Origin of the sequence: Flavobacterium sp. (assembly GCF_036759525.1) — a bacterium.
GTDB lineage: Bacteria > Bacteroidota > Bacteroidia > Flavobacteriales > Flavobacteriaceae > Flavobacterium.
The window spans coordinates 4274-23441 of the sequence record NZ_DAIOUN010000007.1; the positions used below are offsets into that span (position 1 = coordinate 4274).

The 19168-nt window shown below is 35.8% G+C and carries 21 protein-coding genes and 2 other RNA genes; 17 read left to right on the forward strand and 6 right to left on the reverse strand.

Annotation, left to right across the window (positions count from 1 at the left end; genetic code table 11):
* A partial coding sequence (locus tag V7M80_RS06810) for a glycoside hydrolase family 97 N-terminal domain-containing protein (RefSeq protein WP_333695123.1) occupies positions 1-860 on the reverse strand: 860 nt, incomplete at its 3' end.
* 119 nt (positions 861-979) lie between these two features.
* Between V7M80_RS06810 and V7M80_RS06815 the strand changes: the two genes are divergently transcribed.
* The gene (locus V7M80_RS06815) at positions 980-1978 is read left to right on the forward strand and encodes a hypothetical protein (protein WP_333694970.1); all 999 of its coding nucleotides are present in this window, start codon (positions 980-982) and stop codon (positions 1976-1978) included.
* Here the strand turns inward: V7M80_RS06815 and V7M80_RS06820 are convergent.
* Both V7M80_RS06820 and V7M80_RS06825 read right to left on the reverse strand, forming a co-directional pair.
* Positions 1973-2530 (reverse strand): Smr/MutS family protein, encoded by a 558-nt coding sequence (locus V7M80_RS06820; RefSeq protein WP_333694972.1) that lies wholly within the window; start codon positions 2528-2530, stop codon positions 1973-1975. The two genes, V7M80_RS06815 and V7M80_RS06820, sit on opposite strands and share 6 nt — an antisense overlap.
* Positions 2517-2699 carry a hypothetical protein gene (locus V7M80_RS06825; RefSeq protein ID WP_333694973.1) on the reverse strand — a complete coding sequence of 61 codons (183 nt, stop codon included), beginning with the start codon at positions 2697-2699 and terminating at the stop codon, positions 2517-2519. The genes V7M80_RS06820 and V7M80_RS06825 overlap by 14 nt, the downstream gene beginning before the upstream one ends.
* A gap of 64 nt (positions 2700-2763) precedes the next feature.
* On the opposite strand from V7M80_RS06825, the gene V7M80_RS06830 reads away from it, so the two are divergent.
* Genes V7M80_RS06830 through V7M80_RS06840 form a run of 3 tightly spaced genes read left to right on the forward strand, consistent with a single transcriptional unit; the run spans position 2764 to position 3786 of the window.
* Entirely contained in the window at positions 2764-3084 is a 321-nt protein-coding gene (locus tag V7M80_RS06830) for a DUF2752 domain-containing protein (protein ID WP_333694975.1), read from the forward strand.
* Between the two features lie 29 nt (positions 3085-3113).
* The gene (locus V7M80_RS06835) at positions 3114-3380 is read left to right on the forward strand and encodes a CD225/dispanin family protein (protein ID WP_333694976.1); all 267 of its coding nucleotides are present in this window, start codon (positions 3114-3116) and stop codon (positions 3378-3380) included.
* Positions 3381-3390: 10 nt separating this feature from the next.
* Positions 3391-3786 (forward strand): DUF2752 domain-containing protein, encoded by a 396-nt coding sequence (locus tag V7M80_RS06840; protein ID WP_333694978.1) that lies wholly within the window; start codon positions 3391-3393, stop codon positions 3784-3786.
* On the opposite strand, the gene V7M80_RS06845 is transcribed toward V7M80_RS06840, so the two are convergent.
* Positions 3769-4992 (reverse strand): NAD(P)-dependent oxidoreductase, encoded by a 1224-nt coding sequence (locus tag V7M80_RS06845; protein WP_333694979.1) that lies wholly within the window; start codon positions 4990-4992, stop codon positions 3769-3771. The two genes, V7M80_RS06840 and V7M80_RS06845, sit on opposite strands and share 18 nt — an antisense overlap.
* A gap of 169 nt (positions 4993-5161) precedes the next feature.
* Here V7M80_RS06845 and ssrA point away from each other — a divergent pair.
* Both ssrA and V7M80_RS06855 read left to right on the forward strand, forming a co-directional pair.
* Positions 5162-5560: a transfer-messenger RNA gene (gene ssrA, locus V7M80_RS06850) on the forward strand.
* 504 nt (positions 5561-6064) lie between these two features.
* Complete coding sequence (locus tag V7M80_RS06855) at positions 6065-6928, forward strand: hydroxymethylglutaryl-CoA lyase (protein WP_333694980.1); 864 nt, start codon at positions 6065-6067, stop codon at positions 6926-6928.
* 329 nt (positions 6929-7257) lie between these two features.
* Here V7M80_RS06855 and V7M80_RS06860 read toward each other — a convergent pair whose 3' ends face one another.
* Entirely contained in the window at positions 7258-8334 is a 1077-nt protein-coding gene (locus V7M80_RS06860) for a glutaminyl-peptide cyclotransferase (protein ID WP_333694982.1), read from the reverse strand.
* 87 nt (positions 8335-8421) lie between these two features.
* Here V7M80_RS06860 and ffs point away from each other — a divergent pair.
* From ffs to fsa, 3 genes are all read left to right on the forward strand, one after another.
* An RNA gene (gene ffs / locus V7M80_RS06865) (signal recognition particle sRNA small type) lies at positions 8422-8520 on the forward strand.
* Positions 8521-8657: 137 nt separating this feature from the next.
* Positions 8658-9461: an SDR family oxidoreductase gene (locus V7M80_RS06870; protein ID WP_333694983.1), complete on the forward strand. Its 804-nt coding sequence runs from the start codon at positions 8658-8660 to the stop codon at positions 9459-9461.
* A gap of 200 nt (positions 9462-9661) precedes the next feature.
* Positions 9662-10318, forward strand: a complete 657-nt coding sequence (gene fsa, locus V7M80_RS06875) for a fructose-6-phosphate aldolase (protein WP_333694984.1) — start codon at positions 9662-9664, stop codon at positions 10316-10318.
* A 35-nt stretch (positions 10319-10353) separates the two neighbouring features.
* Here the strand turns inward: fsa and V7M80_RS06880 are convergent, their stop codons facing one another.
* Positions 10354-11772, reverse strand: coding sequence for a TlpA family protein disulfide reductase (locus tag V7M80_RS06880; protein ID WP_333694985.1), 1419 nt, complete (start codon positions 11770-11772; stop codon positions 10354-10356).
* Between the two features lie 138 nt (positions 11773-11910).
* Between V7M80_RS06880 and V7M80_RS06885 the strand changes: the two genes are divergently transcribed.
* From V7M80_RS06885 to V7M80_RS06920, 8 genes are all read left to right on the forward strand, one after another.
* Entirely contained in the window at positions 11911-13527 is a 1617-nt protein-coding gene (locus tag V7M80_RS06885; protein ID WP_333694987.1) for an ABC-F family ATP-binding cassette domain-containing protein, read from the forward strand.
* Positions 13528-13615: 88 nt separating this feature from the next.
* Complete coding sequence (gene pyrR, locus V7M80_RS06890) at positions 13616-14149, forward strand: bifunctional pyr operon transcriptional regulator/uracil phosphoribosyltransferase PyrR (protein ID WP_333694988.1); 534 nt, start codon at positions 13616-13618, stop codon at positions 14147-14149.
* 102 nt (positions 14150-14251) lie between these two features.
* Positions 14252-15178 carry an aspartate carbamoyltransferase catalytic subunit gene (locus V7M80_RS06895; RefSeq protein WP_333694990.1) on the forward strand — a complete coding sequence of 309 codons (927 nt, stop codon included), beginning with the start codon at positions 14252-14254 and terminating at the stop codon, positions 15176-15178.
* 51 nt (positions 15179-15229) lie between these two features.
* Positions 15230-15562 carry a ribonuclease Z gene (locus tag V7M80_RS06900; RefSeq protein ID WP_333694991.1) on the forward strand — a complete coding sequence of 111 codons (333 nt, stop codon included), beginning with the start codon at positions 15230-15232 and terminating at the stop codon, positions 15560-15562.
* A 92-nt stretch (positions 15563-15654) separates the two neighbouring features.
* Positions 15655-16560 (forward strand): ribonuclease Z, encoded by a 906-nt coding sequence (locus V7M80_RS06905; RefSeq protein WP_333694993.1) that lies wholly within the window; start codon positions 15655-15657, stop codon positions 16558-16560.
* Positions 16561-16791: 231 nt separating this feature from the next.
* Complete coding sequence (gene pdxH, locus V7M80_RS06910) at positions 16792-17436, forward strand: pyridoxamine 5'-phosphate oxidase (RefSeq protein WP_333694995.1); 645 nt, start codon at positions 16792-16794, stop codon at positions 17434-17436.
* Between the two features lie 169 nt (positions 17437-17605).
* The gene (locus V7M80_RS06915; RefSeq protein ID WP_333694996.1) at positions 17606-18094 is read left to right on the forward strand and encodes a CAP domain-containing protein; all 489 of its coding nucleotides are present in this window, start codon (positions 17606-17608) and stop codon (positions 18092-18094) included.
* 160 nt (positions 18095-18254) lie between these two features.
* Positions 18255-19136, forward strand: a complete 882-nt coding sequence (locus V7M80_RS06920) for a PPK2 family polyphosphate kinase (RefSeq protein WP_333694997.1) — start codon at positions 18255-18257, stop codon at positions 19134-19136.
* Positions 19137-19168 lie beyond the last annotated feature (32 nt).

Consider the following 19168-nt stretch of genomic DNA (forward strand, 5'->3'; position numbering starts at 1 on the left):
GGTTCATTCAAATTCAAAGTCATTTTTGAAGACAGAATTTTACGGGCATCATCGCTAACCATAATGGTTCTCCAAGGCGTATTAGACGGAGCTTGTAAGTAAGCTTTATCGCCAATAGCATTGGGTACCAAATGCGATTGCATTAAAAAAGTTGACGTATCTACATCCAAATGCATAATCGGGTAATTGACCACGGCAGCTTCAAAAATATTCACATAGATTCCGCTAGGTGATTTTAGCATAACCGGCGATTGGATTCTGGATTTTGCCATTGGGCCTTTCATACCAATTCCGTTATTCATATCGAGTTTGGTTACATCAATCTCAGATAATTGGGTTTCGTTGTAGGCATATTCCTGACTGTCATAATCGCCCGGAATCCAGAAGGCTTTGTAATTTTCCGTTAAGGCAAATTGGGAAACTTCGTCAGAGATTACAAAATAATTTAGCTTTTCTTGTGCCGGAATTTCATAGCGAAATGCCAACCCTTCATCAAACAAGCGAAAAACAATATTCATTTTGCGTTGCGTAGAGGGTTGTATTAAAAAAAGTTTCAATTCATTGTAATGATTTCGTATTTCGCGTACTTCTCCCAAAACCGGCTTCCAAGTTTCGTCTACAGCAAAAGTTTGAACATTGGCAACAGAAAAACCTTCTTTAAGATTTGAAGTTTCTTTCAAAACCAATCCTAAAAAACTTTTTGTAATTACTTTTTTGTTTTGAATATCGAGTTCGTAAAATGGTTCTCCTTTTTCGGAAACTCCGGTTTTTAGAGTGAGTAATTTATTGGGAGATTGTAAAGTTTGGGCTGTTGAACCCAACACGATACAACAAAACAACAGTGCGATACGTTCTTTCATAATTGATTCGAAATTTAGATTTTCAAAGATACTAAATCGATCGAAATGCATCTCATTAAATTTATTTGATGTAAAAGAATTTAAAATCCTATTTTTGTACACACTTTAGCTATTTACAAATGAAATTAATTTTTCGATTATTGGTTGTGCTTGTTTGGTTTTCTTCATGTGATGATGGAGATTTTACCATAGATTCTTTTGATTTTAGTGGAGCAACGGCAAATTCCTGCAATTCGGGTGCTTCCGGTTTTTTTGTATATAAAATCAATGGGAGTGAAGTATTATTGGTTCAATTACCGGAAAACTTATTTGTAAATGAAATTACTCCGCCCAATACTCCCAGAACTCAAACCATTTCATCAAGCAACCGAGTGATTTATCGATTGTATAGTGGGGCTGTGAATACCGGCGTTTTATGCACTAATATTCCGCCTGCCAATCCCAGTGTGGTTAACGAATGGTTAGCCACTGCGGGTACCATAGAAGTAACTACTACAGCAAATCGATCTGTAAATGAGCAAGATAATTCATCAATTATTACCGGATATTCTCATTTAATTGTTTTCAAGAATATAAATTTTGACAAAGGGAATGGAAGTCAACAACTTTTTACCGAATTAAATTTCGGATCTTATGTAACCAATGTAGCTCCTCCGGCAAGTTTTGTAGATTTGAATGTCAATCGTTGTGGCTCGAGTACCGACTTTTTATTTAAAATTTCCGGAACACAAGCTCTAACGTTGCGAACAGCACCCGGATTATTTGAAAATCAAATCACTCAACCGGGAAGTCCTCGAACTGCATTAATAGACACCAACAACTCATTAGCTTTGAGCTATTATAGTGATAACATTAATGCGATTTTTATGTGTTCGCAACCCACACCTTCTATTCCAACTTTAAGTCAATTGTGGCAAGCCGATTTTGGTGTTTCCGGTCAAAGTGGACTAATTGAAGTGGTTACCACCGAAGAGTTTCAAATTCCCACAGATAACCAAAGTCCGTTAATTGGCTACCGCCATACAGTGGTTTTAAAGAATATGACACTTACCCGAAATGGAGTTTCGTTCCAATTAGGAAATGCCTATCCCTTTGGGTCATTTGTTACATCTTTATAATTTTTTTTGGATAAAGTAAATTTCGGTAGCTCCTTGCCCGTATTTTTGATAGTCGGCTTCCTGAATTTGAAGTCCTTCATAACGTTTAAACAAATAATGCAATTCCGATTTTAAAACACCTTCACCTACACCGTGAATAAAAACAACTTTGGGTATTCTTTTTGAAAGTGCAAAATCCAATTGTCTTTGTGCCGTATCCAATTGAATATTTAAAATTTCGTAATTATCCAATCTTTTCCAGTGAGGGATGAGTTTTTCTATATGTAAATCTACCTCCAAAACGACTTCGTTTTTTTTCGTTTTTAAAAGGCCATCCCATTTGGGTTTCTCTTGAGGCTCTTTCTCCAAGTGAGCTTTTTGAATTTGTGCTTTACTTAAAAACGAATGGATTGGGTTTTGTTGTTGATCCAAAACGAGTTCGTCTGCTTCGTAAGTAATTTCAAATCCATCTTCGGTTTCAATAGTTATACCTTGAAGAGAAATGTTTTTTATGGTACCGTTTAAATTGTCATCCAGTACCATAACCCGATCACCAATGTTAAACTTCGTCATCTTCTTTTTGATTTTTAGAGGGGATTTTTTGCATCAATTGCATTATAAAATAAACGATTATGGCCAATGCACCCACTTTACCCAACAACGCTCCTACAGAATTCTTGGGTAAATAGTAGGCCACAAAAGCCAAAATGAGGCAAAGTAAAACTAAAATTATTTGTTTCATATTGATTTGGGTATAAAGGTAGGTTTTCTCTAAAAATGAAAAAACAATTTACATAGTAATGCAAATGAAAGATTTTTTTTGTAAAATTGCGATAGTAAAAAAGCTTTTTGTGGAAAACTACATGATTCCTTGTTTATCCAAGACGTTTTTTGGAATAGAATGTATGGGATGCGGCTTTCAAAGAGCATTGGTTTTGATGTTCGAAGGGAAATTTGCAGCTGCATTTTTGATGTATCCGGCTTTGTACAATTTGCTCTTTTTTGCCGGCGTTTTGCTATTACACAAATGGGACAAAAAACGGAATTATCAAATGCTGTTAATCATCTCAGGAATTATGGCATTTGCCATGATGATAGGTTCATACCTTTATAAAGTATTACATTAACTAATCATAAACCAAACCAATTTTTAATTATGGAAAACAAACCAAACAAACCGGAAAGCTACTTAGTGTGGGGTATTTTAGCAACTATTTTATGTTGTTTGCCTTTTGGAATCGTAAGTATTGTTTATGCGGCCAAAGTAGACGGACTTTACAATTCAGGTGATTTTGAGGGAGCAGAAGCGGCTTCTAAAAAAGCCAAAACTTGGGCTATTGCTGCTGCAGTAACCGGTGTAGTTGTTGGTTTACTTTACTTCCTTTTTGTAGGAGGAATGGTAGCTAGTGGTTTAATGGGTTAATTTGACCAACTTGTTAAAACGCAGAGCAAGCATTGCTATAGGAGTTAGCGGGATTGGAATAGGAGTACTTTACTTTCTATTCAATCCCGCTACTTCTTTTTTCCCAAAATGCCCGGTGTATCAATATACGGGCTTATTGTGTACCGGATGTGGTAGCCAACGCTCGTTTCATCAATTACTCCATTTGGATATATTTGGAGCCCTACGTCAAAATATTTTGGCAACAATAGTTTTTATAGCTATCGCTTTGGATTTGATTTTTTGGGTAATGAAAAAGAACCAATGGCGACCCTACCAACTTTTACACATGCGTTATGCCGAATTGTGGGTGTTAGGGGTAGTGATTGTTTTTACAGTTCTGAGAAATATTCCGCTTTATCCTTTTACTTTATTGGCACCCCATTAAAGATTCTTGTTCGGAAACATAGTCTTCAAGGTAGGCAAAACGCGGAGTTAATTTTCCGTTTTCTGTAATTTTTGCACGTAATAAAATGCCGTCTTGGTCTCCATTAAAAAATGCCGGAATGACCCATTTTGAAAACATTTCACCAAAACCTTCGCTGGCATCTTTGGGCAATTCACAGGGTAGATTGTCTACACTCATAACCAGAATAGACCCCGGATGCATGTAGGGAACTTCTTGGTGTGTAGAGGCTAGGTATCCAAAAAAAGGGTCGGCTATGGTAGAGGCTTTCAATGTACAAGCAATAGGACCGTTAACATCGCAAGAGATATCGGCAACTACTTTAAGTTTGCAATCGGGAGCTTTAAGCATTTCTTGAGTTAAGATATAAGGAGCACCATTTCCATAGAAATGACCCGCCATAAATATATCGGCTACTTTGGTAAACCTCTCAAAATCAGAAATGTATTCGGATGGGTTTTGATAAAAGTCGGAATTATTCAAAACCAAACCGTCTTTTCGTTTATTGTAGTCTAAAACATCTATTTGAACATATACAGGCTCAGAATACGATTTGTTTAAAAAATCGGAAACGCCAACTTGTTTCATTTTTAGGGCATCCAAAATTTCTTTGGCCCCATTTCCAACTTTTCCGTTTCCGGTTAAAACAATTTTAATAGGGGGTAAAAATTGTTTTTTCAATTGGTTTACAAGAGCATCTTTTCCACTCAAATTCTCTGCTTTGGGAAGTTGAAAGAGTTCATACTTAATTCCAAAGCCTCTAAAAGCATTATAAGCTCCCACAATTCCGGCATATCTTCCAAAACCAATTAAGCGTTTGTTTTGTGCATCTACAATGGTTTCATGGTCATATAAATCAATGTTTTTGGCCAAAATAGCTTGCAATAACTTTCGGTTATAAGGTTGTTTTTTTATGGTATGCGAAAAGAAAAAATAGGACTTGTTGGGGATTAATGATGCTACCGGCACTTCTTTAACCCCTATCAAAACATCACAATCTGTCAGATCGGTTGTTACTTCAATTCCTGCTTTGGCATAGGCTTCATCCGGAAACACACGAATATCTGAAGCTTCTACTTTGAATTTAGCGTTTGGATAGTTTTGTTGCAATCGAACCAATTCATCAGGAGTGAAAACAACTCTTCTGTCTGGTGGATTTTTACGTTCTTTGATAATACCAAAAGTCATTTTGTTATAATAATAGGGTTGAAGTGTAATATTTGTTTCAAATGTAACAGTATTGACTTACATGGGCAAGTTTTATTTATAAGAATTTTAATTGTATATTTGTGGACTGGTTTTTGCTGTGAATAACTTAGTTTCCAACAAGGGCAACTGATGACTGAACACAAAAAAAGGGGTCGACCGGTTTTGACAGCAGGTGGAACTGAATAGTAAGCACGTCGAGCATTGAACATTTGGCTCGTAAATATCAAGGTTCACACTTTATAAACGGCGAAAATAATTACGCTTTAGCTGCTTAATCTGAATTACAGTAAGATTGGCCTAGTCTCGTCAAGGACGAGAAGCTAGATTCTCCTCAAAAGCCTTGGTTTGTGGCGTTTGATTCAGGGGAACCGGAAATATAAACCTAGGTTGGGTAAAGCTTTAAATCCCAACCGACACTCATAAAGCTAAGCAAAAGGTGGCTGTCTTTGGCCTTGCTTTTTGTCGAAAACTCAAACAAAGAATAAACGTGTAGAAAGCTCTTGGGTTGCTTGTTTGGACGAGAGTTCGATTCTCTCCGACTCCACAAAAACCTCTGTAAAGTATTGATTTTACAGGGGTTTTTATTTTTAGGGGACGTTTTTGTGGTTCAAAATTTAATTTCAACAGATTTCAATTCCAATTTGTATCAAAAATGGAGTGTTGCTTTATTATTAAATAGGTTGCTACTTTTTTTTACCGATTTACCCCTTAATAGTAATCCAGGAACTTTAGGAATAACTTTATCTATAGTAGTTTTATGATTTTGATTTAAAATTGCCATTACTATACAGTTCTCCCATATAAAATACTCAAAACATTACAATTTAATTAAGTTTAGAAGATAAAGGGAGGATAATGGGAGGATAAAGGGAAGATAAAGGGAAGATAAAGGGATTGTTGAGCGAGGGTAAAACCCATAGAGTAGTTTAAATTGAATTACAGATTACAGATTTGTACCAAAGGGTCTTAAAATCAATTTCTTACAGATTTACCCATAAAATCCGACTGGACTTTAATTTAAATTCAAATTTCTTCCTTATTTTTGAAAACTATGCAACCCATCAAAATAATTGAATGTCCACGTGATGCCATGCAAGGCATCAAAACCTTTATACCCACAGAACGTAAAGTAGCTTATTTGCAATCGCTCTTACGGGTTGGTTTTGATACGTTGGACTTTGGGAGTTTTGTTTCACCCAAAGCTATTCCACAAATGGCGGATACCGCAGAAGTATTGGCTCGATTGGATTTATCGCAAACCCGAAGCAAATTGTTAGCCATTATCGCCAATACCAAAGGGGCAGAACTGGCAGCGGTGCACAAAGAAATTCAGTATTTGGGTTTTCCTTTTTCGATTTCGGAGAATTTTCAAATGCGTAATACGCACAAAACCATTGCCGAGTCTATCATCACCTTACAAGAAATTTTAGAAATTGCAGACCAATCCAATAAAGAAGTGGTGGCCTATTTATCAATGGGTTTCGGTAACCCGTATGGCGACCCATGGAACGTAGAAATCGTAGGGGAGTGGACGGAGAAACTGGCCGGTATGGGAGTGAAAATTTTATCATTATCCGACACTGTGGGAAGTTCAACCCCCGAAGTCATTGATTATTTATTTTCGAACCTGATTACCAAATATCCCGAAATTGAGTTTGGAGCCCATCTGCACACCACACCCAATAAATGGTTTGAAAAAGTAGATGCGGCCTACAAAGCCGGTTGCCGCCGTTTTGACGGAGCCATTCAAGGATTTGGCGGTTGCCCCATGGCAAAAGACGACCTTACCGGAAACATGCCTACCGAAAAATTGCTATCTTACTTTACCACTCAAAAAGAAAATACCAACACCAGCCCCATGAGTTTTGAAAGTGCATACAACGAAGCAACGAAGGTGTTTGGGGAGTTTCATTAAACGGTTGTATGTTGACGGTTGTTTGTTTTGAAGACAGATTAAAAAAGCGGTAATTTAAACAAATGCTCAAATGTTGTATTGCCAAATTGACACATTGCCGAATTACCCCCATTAAAAAAAGAATGAATTGTCTCCTACCATCGAAGGGACATAACTAGGGAAATAAGCAGTTGATATAAGAGAAAATGATAGCACTTATCATCCGTTTACATCCGCTTTCGCAAAGCGAATCCAAAAAAAAATCCGTGTCAATTTTTTAAATCTGCGTCATCCGTGTTCCCATTTACCCATTTCCAATTTTCCCATTTCCGAATTGCCGTATTGACACATTACTCCTCCACCCGAATCTCAAATAGCTTATCCCAATTCTTCCCCGTCACAAAAAGGGTTTTGGTTTTCGGGTTATAAGCAATTCCGTTTAAAACATCAATATCCGGATGTTGGGTGACTAACTTCTTTAAATCCCCTAAATAAATCACTGCTTCTACCGCACCGTTTTTTGGATTGATAATGGCAATGGCATCTTTTTGGTAAATGTTGCCGTAGATTTTACCGTCTATCCATTCCAATTCATTCACCGCTTTAATTTTATAGGATCCGGAATACACATTAATGTTGCCTTCAATTTGTAGGGTTTCCGGATGTAGCATATAAATTTTCTCGGTTCCATCCGATTGATAGAGTTTTTCGCCATCGTTACATAATCCCCAACCCTCAATTCTCTTGGAATAATCAAAACGTCTAATCTCTTTGAAGGTATCTGCATCATAGATAAAACCAATTAAGTTTTGCCAAGATAATTGGTATACTTTGTTGTTCAATACCGTAATACCTTCTCCAAAAATGGCTTCAGGGTATTCCACTTTTTTATAAATTTCTCCGGTTTTATAATTTGTTTTTCGCAAACTCGATACTCCTTTGGTAAGTGTGCCTGCTCCTGTACCGTTTCCGGTTCCTTCATACAACGTATCCCGATGAAATTCTAAACCTTGGGTATAAGCCTTACTATCATGCGGATAAGTGTTTAATAAGGTGTATTTTAAAAGTTTAGGCTCAATATCCGATACCAATTCAATACGATGAGTTGCTGCAGCAGAGTCTTTTTCAAAGTAAACAAGGGCTTTCAAATTTTGATAGCCAAGTTTCACATTAGCCAGAGAAAAAGTAAAGTTTGAACTTCCTGAAACAGAACCTAGTTTTATATCATTACTGTAGTAAACAACGCTATCTATCGTTTTATTTTTGGGATTTGAAATCGTCAATACGGCCGTTTCTTGGGGGGTAAATTGGGCTTTGTTTTGAGAGGTTTGCAATAAAAACCAGTCCGATTTGTCTTTTTCCTTGTCTTCGCAACTTCCAATTAAAATAGCTAATAAAATGAATGAGAATAAGTTATAGTTTTTCATGGTTTCAAACAGTATGTTATGGACAAATATAACAATTTGAACCCAGTATTTTCCTTGTAAAATCATAAAAAGATTGTATATTTGCACCGGCAAGTCCTACACGACCAGCTCCTGCAAACTCCTCCAGGGTGGGAACACAGCAAAGGTATGCGGTTGTAGCGGTGCGATGTAGGTCGCTTGCCATTTTTTTTTGGAAAGTAACGATTTTTTTTCCTCTTCTTTTCGTCCTTTTTTTTAAACTTCGCATTCCATCTTTTTTATTTACGCATTCATTTCTCAAAGAACTAAGGACTAATTAGTATATTTGCTTTTTATACCCAATCATGTCAAAAGTTATTCTCATCACCGGAGGTTCCTCCGGAATTGGTAAATCTATTGGTACCTTTTTGCATCACAAAGGCTATACCGTATATGGAACCAGTAGAAACCCAAGTCAAGTTAAAGAATCCGTTTTTACGTTAGTGCAACTGGATGTTCGTGATGTGAATAGTATAGCCCATGCTGTTTCCGAATTGATTCAAAAGGAAGGCCGTTTGGATGTAGTAATCAATAATGCCGGAGTGGGAATTACGGGACCGCTTGAAGAAATTCCGACGCAAGAAATCAAAAACAATTTTGAAACCAATTTTTTTGGCCCAATTGAAGTAATCAAAGCCGTTTTGCCGCAAATGCGAAACCAAAAATCGGGTTTAATAATCAATATTACTTCTATTGCCGGTTATATGGGGTTGCCTTACAGAAGCGTATATTCGGCTTCAAAAGGAGCTTTAGAACTCATTACAGAAGCCCTACGTATGGAAGTAAAACCGTTTGGAATTCAACTGACAAATGTAGCTCCCGGCGATTTTGCTACAAACATTGCCTCAGGTCGCTATCATGCTCCGTTAAAAGAAGATTCGGCTTATAAAATCCCTTACGGGAATACATTGAAAATGATGGATGAGCATGTAGATTCCGGAAGTAATCCCAATGAAATGGCCTTTGCCATTCACAAAATTATTGAAACCCATCAACCGAATGTACATTACAAAGTAGGTAGTTTTCTTCAACGTTTTTCAATTGTTTTAAAACGAATTTTACCGGATAAGGTTTATGAAAAAATGTTGATGAAGCATTACAAGCTTTAATTTGTGTTTGTCACTTCATAGAACTATTTTTTGTAATGACATTAATCTATCAAAGACATAGAGACGTTAGGTGTGCTTCAAAATTTATGGATTTCTAGTAGATAAATTGAACGTTTTTGTTAAGAAAAACTTGAAACTTGAAACTTGAAACCTGAAACAAAAATAATACCTTTGCAATCGAATTTAAACACAACTTACATATGAAATTTTTTATTGACACGGCCAACTTGGAACAAATTAAAGAAGCACAAGCCCTTGGAGTTTTGGATGGTGTTACTACCAATCCGTCTTTAATGGCCAAAGAAGGCATCAGCGGAAAAAATAATGTTTTAAAACATTATGTTGACATCTGCAATATAGTTGACGGAGATGTTAGTGCCGAAGTAATTGCAACCGATTACGAAGGTATGATTAAAGAAGGAGAAGAGTTATCCGAATTGCATGAACAAATTGTGGTAAAATTACCCATGACCAAAGAAGGTGTGAAAGCCTGTAAATATTTTTCTGATAGAGGAATCAAAACCAATGTAACGCTAGTATTCTCTGCGGGTCAAGCTTTATTAGCTGCCAAAGCCGGAGCCAATTATGTTTCTCCATTTATCGGAAGATTGGATGATGTGTCTACTGATGGATTGGCTTTAATAGAGGAAATCAGAGAAATTTATGATAATTACGGCTATCAAACCGAGATTCTTGCCGCCTCTGTTCGACATACAATGCACATTGTGAATTGTGCCAAAATTGGGGCCGATGTGATGACAGGTCCGTTATCTGCAATATTGGGATTGTTAAAGCACCCGTTAACCGATATCGGATTGGCTCAATTTCTTGCCGATCATGCAAAAGCGAATCAATAATAAATAAAAATCCCGTCCTTGTAGACGGGATTTTTTTATTTTAAATTTTCGGCAAAAGTTGCATCAAAAAGATTTACAAAAGCGTTTTTAATAACTCCGTTTGGTTCTATTATTAAAGTGCGGTGTAGCTTAGTGATTACCCATTTTTCTTTTAAATCTTCAAAGTTTTCAGCTCTAAATTCATTTATTGTTCCAAATGAGTAGTTCTCCAAAGCTTTCCTCCATTTGCCCTGGTCTTCATCAATATTGATGGCTACAAACTGGTAATTGGGATGCAATTTTTGAAAATCTATTGCTTTTTTGTGTACTGCAGAAATGTGAGAAGTAGCATTTTCGGTCCAGAAAAAAACCACGGTTTTACGGTTGAATAAGGATTCGCTTTTAATTTGACTTCCGTTCAAGTCCAATAAAGTGACACTTGGTAAAACATTGCCGGGTTTCAAAGATTGAATCGATTGCCCTATTTTATTAATTTCACTTTCCAATTCTGAGTCATTTGAAAGCTGATTGTATCGGGTTAAGAAAATTTTGTTATTTTCTATGCTTTGATCTTCTAACAAGTAACTAAAGGCAATGTTCTTTAGAATTTTATTTTTTACAGATTCTTGTTTAAACAAAGTGTCTGCTATGTTTAATTTGGTTACACTCATTTGTAAGATCTCATTTTCAGGAGTAGATGGATTTACTTTTTGAAAAGAAATATTACTCATCATGTGTGTTAGATAACGAACAAAAGGCGAGTAGTGAGTGAGTAAATTATTATTGAAGTCAATTTTTTTTCGATGGTCATAATAATTTTGAGGTAAATCTTTACTCACATTAACACCCATTCGCATTTTGTGTGCCACCGGATAAATTTCTTTTTTGGCATAATGATTCAAGTCCAGCATAGTTTTGGCATACAAATCGAAATCATCAGACCAATTGATTTCTGTTTTTTTACGGTTGTAAAATTTTTGTTTGGATTGATAAGACGAATCGCAACTTTTAAGAAATCGGTTTATATCGTAATCAAAAAGTTCAAACATAGATTTACGATCGGCATCATTTTTAAGGAACAATTCCATTAGGAAATTGTTTTTTTCATCTCCTCTACCACAAAATACAACCGATTCATCAAAATCAACCGAGTTAATACGAACCATCAAGCTGTCGTTTTTGTCAAAAAACACATATTGGTACTCCGGTTCGTGTTTAAAAGTATATAAGCCCGGTGCCAGCGAATCAAATTTCTTTAAAAATTGGTTTTTTTGATTTAAATACAAAGTATCTATTACCACATCGTCTTTGAGAAACAAAACGTAATTCGTTGTAGGATTGATTACTTCTCCTCCAAAGTAAGCCGTAAAATTAGAGTCGTTGAACTCTTTTTGACAACTGGTGAAGAGACTTAGTAAACAAACCGTTAGTAATAAAAATAGTATTTTTGTATTATAGGCAATCATTTGTGGCATTAATTTAGACAAATGTATTTTTTCTAAGGTTTCTATCTTGTTAACAGACAGTTAAAATAAACCTATATTTATTCTAAATAGGGGGCTTAAAAGTGCTTTATTTTTCCTAATTTTGCAACGTTTTTAAAAAAAAATTACATGTTAACAGTTTCAAATTTATCGGTTCAATTTGGTAAGAGAGTTTTGTTTGATGAAGTAAATGTTACGTTCACACAAGGCAATTGCTATGGTATTATTGGAGCCAATGGTGCCGGAAAATCTACATTTATGAAAATTATTTCGGGAGAAATGGAGCCTACTTCGGGTAGAGTTATTCTGGAACCCGGAAAACGAATGTCGGTTTTGAACCAAAATCACAATATGTTTGACGAACATACCGTTTTGGAAACGGTATTAATGGGAAATAAAGTATTGTATGCTGTGAAAGCAGAAATGGATGCTTTGTATGCCGATTATAATGATGCCAATGCGGATAGAATTGGAGAATTGCAAGTGCAATTTGAAGAAATGAACGGATGGAATGCCGATTCTGATGCAGCCTCTATGTTGTCTAATTTGGGAATCTCTGCCGATTACCACTATACTCTAATGAGTGAAATGGAAGGAAAACTGAAGGTGCGTGTGCTTTTGGCTCAAGCTCTTTTTGGGAATCCCGATGTGTTGATTATGGATGAGCCTACCAACGATTTGGATTTTGAAACCATTGGTTGGTTGGAGAATTTCTTGGCAAACTATGAGAACACCGTTTTAGTTGTTTCTCACGACCGTCACTTTTTGGATGCGGTTTGTACGCACGTATCCGATATCGATTTTGGAAAAATTACACACTACTCCGGAAACTATACTTTTTGGTATGAAAGTAGCCAGTTAGCAGCCAAGCAAAGGGCTCAACAAAACAAAAAAGCTGAGGAAAAGAAAGCAGAATTGGAGGAATTTATTCGTCGTTTTAGTGCCAACGTAGCTAAGTCAAAGCAAGCTACTTCGCGTAAAAAAATGATTGAAAAATTAAATTTAGACGAGATAAAGCCTTCCAGCAGAAGATATCCGGCCATTATTTTTGACCAAGAACGTGAAGCGGGAGATCAAATTTTAAATGTTGTAGGGTTATCGGCATCACTCGAAGGTGAAGTTCTTTTTAAAAATATTGATTTAAACATGGCAAAAGGCGACAAAATAGTGGTGTTTTCTAAAGATTCACGTGCGACTACTGCTTTTTATGAAGTTTTAAACGGTAATTTAAAAGCCGATTCCGGTACTTTTGATTGGGGAATAACCACCACACAATCCTACTTGCCAGCCGATAATCATTCGTTTTTTGAAAACGATTACACTTTAGTGGATTGGTTACGTCAATGGGCCAAAACTGAAGAAGAAAGAGACGAAGTTTACGTTCGTGGGTTTTTGGGTAAAATGATTTTTTCAGGCGAAGAAGCTCTTAAAACCGGACGGGTTTTATCCGGAGGAGAAAAAGTACGTTGCATGATTTCACGCATGATGATGCTTCGGGCCAACGTGTTAATGCTAGATGAACCAACCAATCACTTGGATTTGGAATCCATTCAAGCTTTTAATAACTCATTAAAGAATTTCAAAGGTTCAGTTTTGTTTACTACACACGATCACGAATTTGCTCAAACCGTTGCCAATCGCGTAGTTGAAATTACGCCAAATGGTGTGATTGACCGCTACATGACCTTTGATGAGTATTTGGAAGATGATAAAATCAAAGAATTGAGAAAAAAAATGTATGCCTAATAAAGAAATCCCGTAACCTTGTTTCGGGATTTTTTTTAGAATGTAAGTCCCAAAAAAAGTATATCTTTACACTCCAAACCACACTACCATGAGTCAAAAAGTATTGCTCACTTCCAAAGAAGTCAATATCATTCTCCATCGTTTGGCCTGTCAATTGATTGAAAAGCACCTTGATTTTTCGGATACAATCCTTATAGGATTACAGCCCAGAGGTTCATTCTTAGCTAAGCGAATTGTTAAATTGTTACAGGAAGAATACCAAATTAAAAATATTCAATTCGGATTGCTAGACATCACTTTTTTTAGAGATGATTTTCGCAGAGGTGACAAACCCTTGGAAGCCAATAAAACCGAAATCGATTTTATTGTAGAAGATAAAAAAGTGATTTTTATAGATGATGTACTTTACACCGGACGGAGCATTCGTTCTGCACTGACTGCCATTCAATCTTTTGGAAGGCCAAGCGAAATTGAGCTTTTGGTACTCATCGACAGACGTTTTAGTCGCCATTTACCCATTCAGCCGGATTATAGAGGTAGACAGGTAGATGCTATTAATAATGAAAAAGTAAAAGTTTGCTGGACCGAAAACGAAGGTGAAGACACCGTATATTTAGTTTAAAAGCATTATTAGATTATCGGGTTTTTAGATTTTAGAAAGTTCGAATAATCCAATAATCGAAAAATCGAAAAATTCAACAATCGAACAATCGAATACTATAGAATGAAAGAATTAAGTGTGAACCATTTATTAGGTATCAAATACCTTCAGCCGGAAGATATTCAACTTATTTTTGAAACTGCCGATCATTTTAAAGAAGTGATTAACAGACCCATAAAAAAGGTTCCTTCCTTGCGTGACATCACCATTGCCAATATCTTTTTTGAGAACAGTACCCGAACCAAATTATCCTTCGAACTCGCTCAAAAAAGACTTTCAGCCGATGTGATTAGTTTTTCTGCTGCACAATCCTCTGTAAAAAAAGGAGAAACTCTTATTGATACCGTTAATAACATCTTGGCCATGAAAGTAGATATGGTGGTTATGCGGCATTCGCATCCCGGAGCCGCTTATTTCTTGTCGCAAAATGTAAAGGCAAGTATTATTAATGCCGGCGATGGTGCCCATGAACATCCTACACAAGCCTTGTTAGATAGTTATTCCATTAGAGAACGATTGGGTGAAGTAGGAGGAAAGAAGGTCGTAATTGTGGGTGATATATTGCATTCTCGTGTAGCTCTTTCCAATATTTTTGCTTTGCAAATGCAAGGGGCAGAAGTTAAAGTGTGCGGACCCAAAACTTTAATTCCCAAACACATTGAAAGTTTGGGTGTTTCTGTTGAACCCAATTTGAGAAAAGCTTTAGAATGGTGCGATGTAGCCAATATGCTCCGTGTACAAAACGAACGAATGGAAGTCAATTATTTTCCTTCTACACGCGAATATGCACAACAATACGGGGTAGATAAAGTACTTTTAGATTCATTGAGCAAAGAAATTGTAATCATGCATCCCGGGCCAATTAATAGAGGTGTTGAAATTACCAGTGATGTTGCCGACTCCAAACAATCTGTCATTTTAGATCAAGTAGAAAACGGAGTTGCAATCAGAATGGCGGTAATTTACCTTTTGGCCTCCAAGATTAAGTAATTTTTCATATCTTAGTAACTCAGCAATTCAGAATCTCAGCAACTAAAAATAATGAAAGTCGATCAAAAAGGACATACTACCATTTTAAAAAACACCCAAGGGGATTGTATAGCTTTTCTTGAAAAAGTCACAACGCAACACAATAGTTTTAAAAATCAGAATTTAATTTTGGATATGTCTATGGACAAATCAGTTGATTTGAAGCAAATTAAGTTGTTTGGCGATTTGTCAAAAACGCATAAAAAAGGAAAAAAATCCTTTGTTATTGTAGCAGATGGAATTGATTTTAATGCCATTCCGGCCAAATTAACTGTTGTTCCCACACTTTTAGAAGCTCATGACATCATTGAAATGGAAGAAATTGAACGCGATTTGGGGTTTTAATTGGAGTTGGGAGTAATAAGTTTGTAGTTGGAAATGTTTAACATAGTTTTTCAAGTTGAAACCTGAAACCTGAAACCTGAAACAAAAAAATAGTGAAACTCACCATCCTCGGCTGTTACGCCGCCACACCTCGCACCATCACCAATCCCACTTCTCAAGTGTTAGAAATTAAAAACCGTATGTTTTTAATAGATTGTGGTGAAGGAACGCAAGTGCAATTGCGGAAGAATAAAATCAAATTCTCCAAAATCAATCACATTTTTATATCGCATTTGCATGGGGATCATTTTTTTGGTTTGGTGGGATTGATTTCAACGTTTATGTTGCTCAATCGAGAAAGTGATTTACACGTCTATGGTCCAAAAGGAATTAAAGAGTTGATTTTGTTACAATTGCGTGCCGGAAACTCCTATACCGGTTACAATCTTTATTTTCATGAATTGGAATCAAAAGAAAGTGAAGTGCTTTTTGAAGATGAAAAAGTAATTGTAAAAACCATTCCACTTAAGCATCGGATTTACACTAACGGATTTTTATTCCAAGAAAAAAATAAAGAGCGAAAACTCAATATAGATAAAATTCAAAATCTTGGAATTGATGTCGTTTATTACCAAAAAATTAAATACGGAGGCGATATTACTTTAGATAACGGAACACTAATACCCAATCACGAAATCACATTTGATCCCGAACCCGAAAAAAGTTATGCGTTTTGTTCGGATACAGTGTATGATGAAGATTTAATTTCACACGTTAAAAATGTTGATGTTTTGTATCATGAGGCTACCTTTTTAGAAAAAGAAGCCCATTTGGCCGAAAAAACAATGCATGCAACTGCCAAACAAGCCGCTACAATTGCGTTTAGAGCTAAAGTTAATAAATTGATACTAGGTCATTATTCAACTCGCTACGCAACCATAGATTTGTTTAAAACTGAAGCAGAGACTATTTTTTCCAATGTGCTTTTAGCCGATGATGGAAAAGAGTTTGAGTTATAAATTTAGTTTCAAGTTTCAAGTTTCAGGTTATGGAGTTACTTATAATCGCAAATCTGGTTGTTGTAAATCCTTTTTCATCCATTTTCGCTAAGCGAATATAAAATCAGTGAAAATCCATTTCATCTCAAAAATCCGTGTGCTATTAAAGCTGAGTTATTAAACAATTCCACTTTTTTCAGCTTTTCCTTTTATTCGTACCTTAGCCACTTAGAACCCTAGCACCTCAAAAAAATGAAAGACCTAAGTAATTATAGAAAATCTTACGAGAAAAGTGAACTATTGGAATCCAATATACCGGAAGATCCAATCAATTTGTTTCACCGCTGGTTTTATGAAACCGAAGAACAAAGTGATATTGAGGAAGTCAATGCCATGACGGTGTCCACCATTGGTTTAGATGGTTTCCCTAAAGCTCGTGTTGTTCTTTTGAAAAAGTTCAACGAAGAAGGATTCATTTTTTACACCAATTATGAATCTGAAAAAGGGAAAGCCATTGAAGCAAATCCCAACGTTTGTTTATCGTTTTTTTGGCATTCTATGGAGCGTCAAGTTATAATTAAAGGTATTGCAGAGAAAACTTCCGCTCAACTTTCAGATAATTATTTTGATTCCCGACCCGACGGGAGTAAGTTAGGTGCCCTTGTTTCAAAACAAAGCAGCGTAATAGAATCCAGATTGTATTTGGAACATAAATTGAAAGAACTTGAAACAGAATTTAAAGACAAAGAGATTCCGAGACCTTCTTTTTGGGGAGGTTTTTTAGTACGTCCTCATGAAGTTGAATTTTGGCAAGGACGCCCCAACCGACTTCATGATAGAATTCGATATGTATTACAAGAAGATTTCAATTGGAAAATAGAAAGATTAGCACCTTAAAATGTAAGAAAAAACATTTGTAAATAAAAAAAAAGCGCATTTCATCGATTTTATTTTGCACTTTAACGATATAGTAGTAATATTGACTAACCAAATCAAACAATACGTTCATTCAATATTAACATACGAGTAGTTGCCCCACATCTACTTTAAAACTTAACCTACTACTATGAAAGCAAAAATGTTTAGAGCATTATTGCCGATTGCAATCGTGTTCACTATGATCTCTTGTTCTTCTGATTCATCTGAAGTTACGGCTCCTATTGTTGAAGAATTTTCATACAGTGATTCTGAAGTTGATTTAATGAATAAAATCAACAATCACAGAGTTAGTCAAGGTTTATCTGAGTTGCAACCTATCAATCATGTGTCTTTCAAATCTGCAGAGCACAATGATTACATGATTAAAAATGATGTGGTAGGTCACCATTTATTTGAGCAAAGAGCCAACAATATCAAACAAGTTTTGGGTGCGGTTCGTGTAAGTGAAAACATAGCATACAACTATCATTCAAATTCAGGTGTATTAAATGCTTGGTTAATGAGTGAAGGTCACAAAGAAAACATTGAAGGAGATTATACACATTTTGGAATCTCCATAAAAATAAATCCGGCTAACGGAAGAAAATACTACACTAACATTTTTATGAAAAGGTAATTTTGCCCCAAATTTTACCAAAACCTAAGAAAGCTACTCCTAAAAGAGTAGTTTTTTTATTTTTAATTGTTTTCATTTTCCGTTTATAGATTTTAATTGTCAACGTCTTATTTGCAAAAGTCAACTGATTAAAGTAAATTTAAGTTTTAAATGTAAAACCATGAAGACCATTAATATCCAAGATTATCGCGTAACTGCTCCGGTTGAGCTATCAAAACTTCCGACTCATTTTACTATTGAAGTTTCAGAAAAAAAGAAAGAAAAAGAGTTGGAAAAAATCCGAGTTAAATTAAGTAAACTTCAGGATAAAATGTATGCCCACAATAAATATGCTGTTCTTATTTGTCTTCAAGGTATGGATACTGCAGGAAAAGACAGTTTGATTCGAGAGGTTTTCAAAGAGATTAATGCTCGTGGCGTTGTAGTTCATAGTTTTAAAACACCTACTTCTTCTGAATTGGAACACGATTATTTGTGGCGTCACTATTTAGCTTTACCCGAGAAAGGGAAATTTGCTGTTTTTAACCGAACTCATTATGAAAATGTATTGGTAACACGTGTTCACCCTGAATACATACTCAATGAAAACATACCCGGAATTCAATCTGTAGATGATATTACCCCTGAGTTTTGGGAAAATCGATTTGAAAGTATTAATGCCTTTGAAAAGCATATAACCAGCAATGGGATATTAATTTTTAAATTTTACCTTCACCTTAGTAAAGAAGAACAAAGACAACGTTTAATTAGAAGACTGGAAACCGAAAAGCACAACTGGAAATTTTCTCCGGGCGATTTAAAAGAGCGAAGTTTGTGGGATGATTACATCAAATATTACGAGGAAGCCATAAATAAAACTTCAAAACCTCACGCTCCATGGTTTGTGGTTCCAGCAGATAATAAAGAAAATGCCCGATATATTGTAGCAAAAACTATTTTGGAAACGTTACAAATGTATACAGATATCAAAGAACCAGAATTGGATGAAAAAATCAAAGAAAATTTGTCTCACTACCGAGAACAATTAAAGAAAGAAGGGTAGTTTTCTTTTTAGCTAAATTTTAGGAATCCCAT

Coding starts and splice junctions, on each gene's coding strand:
- V7M80_RS06815 (WP_333694970.1), top strand. CDS start 980: ATGAAATTAATTTTTCGATTATTGGTTGTGCTTGTTTGGTTTTCTTCA.
- V7M80_RS06820 (WP_333694972.1), bottom strand. CDS start 2,530: ATGACGAAGTTTAACATTGGTGATCGGGTTATGGTACTGGATGACAAT.
- V7M80_RS06825 (WP_333694973.1), bottom strand. CDS start 2,699: ATGAAACAAATAATTTTAGTTTTACTTTGCCTCATTTTGGCTTTTGTG.
- V7M80_RS06830 (WP_333694975.1), top strand. CDS start 2,764: ATGAAAGATTTTTTTTGTAAAATTGCGATAGTAAAAAAGCTTTTTGTG.
- V7M80_RS06835 (WP_333694976.1), top strand. CDS start 3,114: ATGGAAAACAAACCAAACAAACCGGAAAGCTACTTAGTGTGGGGTATT.
- V7M80_RS06845 (WP_333694979.1), bottom strand. CDS start 4,992: ATGACTTTTGGTATTATCAAAGAACGTAAAAATCCACCAGACAGAAGA.
- V7M80_RS06855 (WP_333694980.1), top strand. CDS start 6,065: ATGCAACCCATCAAAATAATTGAATGTCCACGTGATGCCATGCAAGGC.
- V7M80_RS06860 (WP_333694982.1), bottom strand. CDS start 8,334: ATGAAAAACTATAACTTATTCTCATTCATTTTATTAGCTATTTTAATT.
- V7M80_RS06870 (WP_333694983.1), top strand. CDS start 8,658: ATGTCAAAAGTTATTCTCATCACCGGAGGTTCCTCCGGAATTGGTAAA.
- fsa (WP_333694984.1), top strand. CDS start 9,662: ATGAAATTTTTTATTGACACGGCCAACTTGGAACAAATTAAAGAAGCA.
- V7M80_RS06880 (WP_333694985.1), bottom strand. CDS start 11,772: ATGCCACAAATGATTGCCTATAATACAAAAATACTATTTTTATTACTA.
- V7M80_RS06885 (WP_333694987.1), top strand. CDS start 11,911: ATGTTAACAGTTTCAAATTTATCGGTTCAATTTGGTAAGAGAGTTTTG.
- pyrR (WP_333694988.1), top strand. CDS start 13,616: ATGAGTCAAAAAGTATTGCTCACTTCCAAAGAAGTCAATATCATTCTC.
- V7M80_RS06895 (WP_333694990.1), top strand. CDS start 14,252: ATGAAAGAATTAAGTGTGAACCATTTATTAGGTATCAAATACCTTCAG.
- V7M80_RS06900 (WP_333694991.1), top strand. CDS start 15,230: ATGAAAGTCGATCAAAAAGGACATACTACCATTTTAAAAAACACCCAA.
- pdxH (WP_333694995.1), top strand. CDS start 16,792: ATGAAAGACCTAAGTAATTATAGAAAATCTTACGAGAAAAGTGAACTA.
- V7M80_RS06915 (WP_333694996.1), top strand. CDS start 17,606: ATGAAAGCAAAAATGTTTAGAGCATTATTGCCGATTGCAATCGTGTTC.
- V7M80_RS06920 (WP_333694997.1), top strand. CDS start 18,255: ATGAAGACCATTAATATCCAAGATTATCGCGTAACTGCTCCGGTTGAG.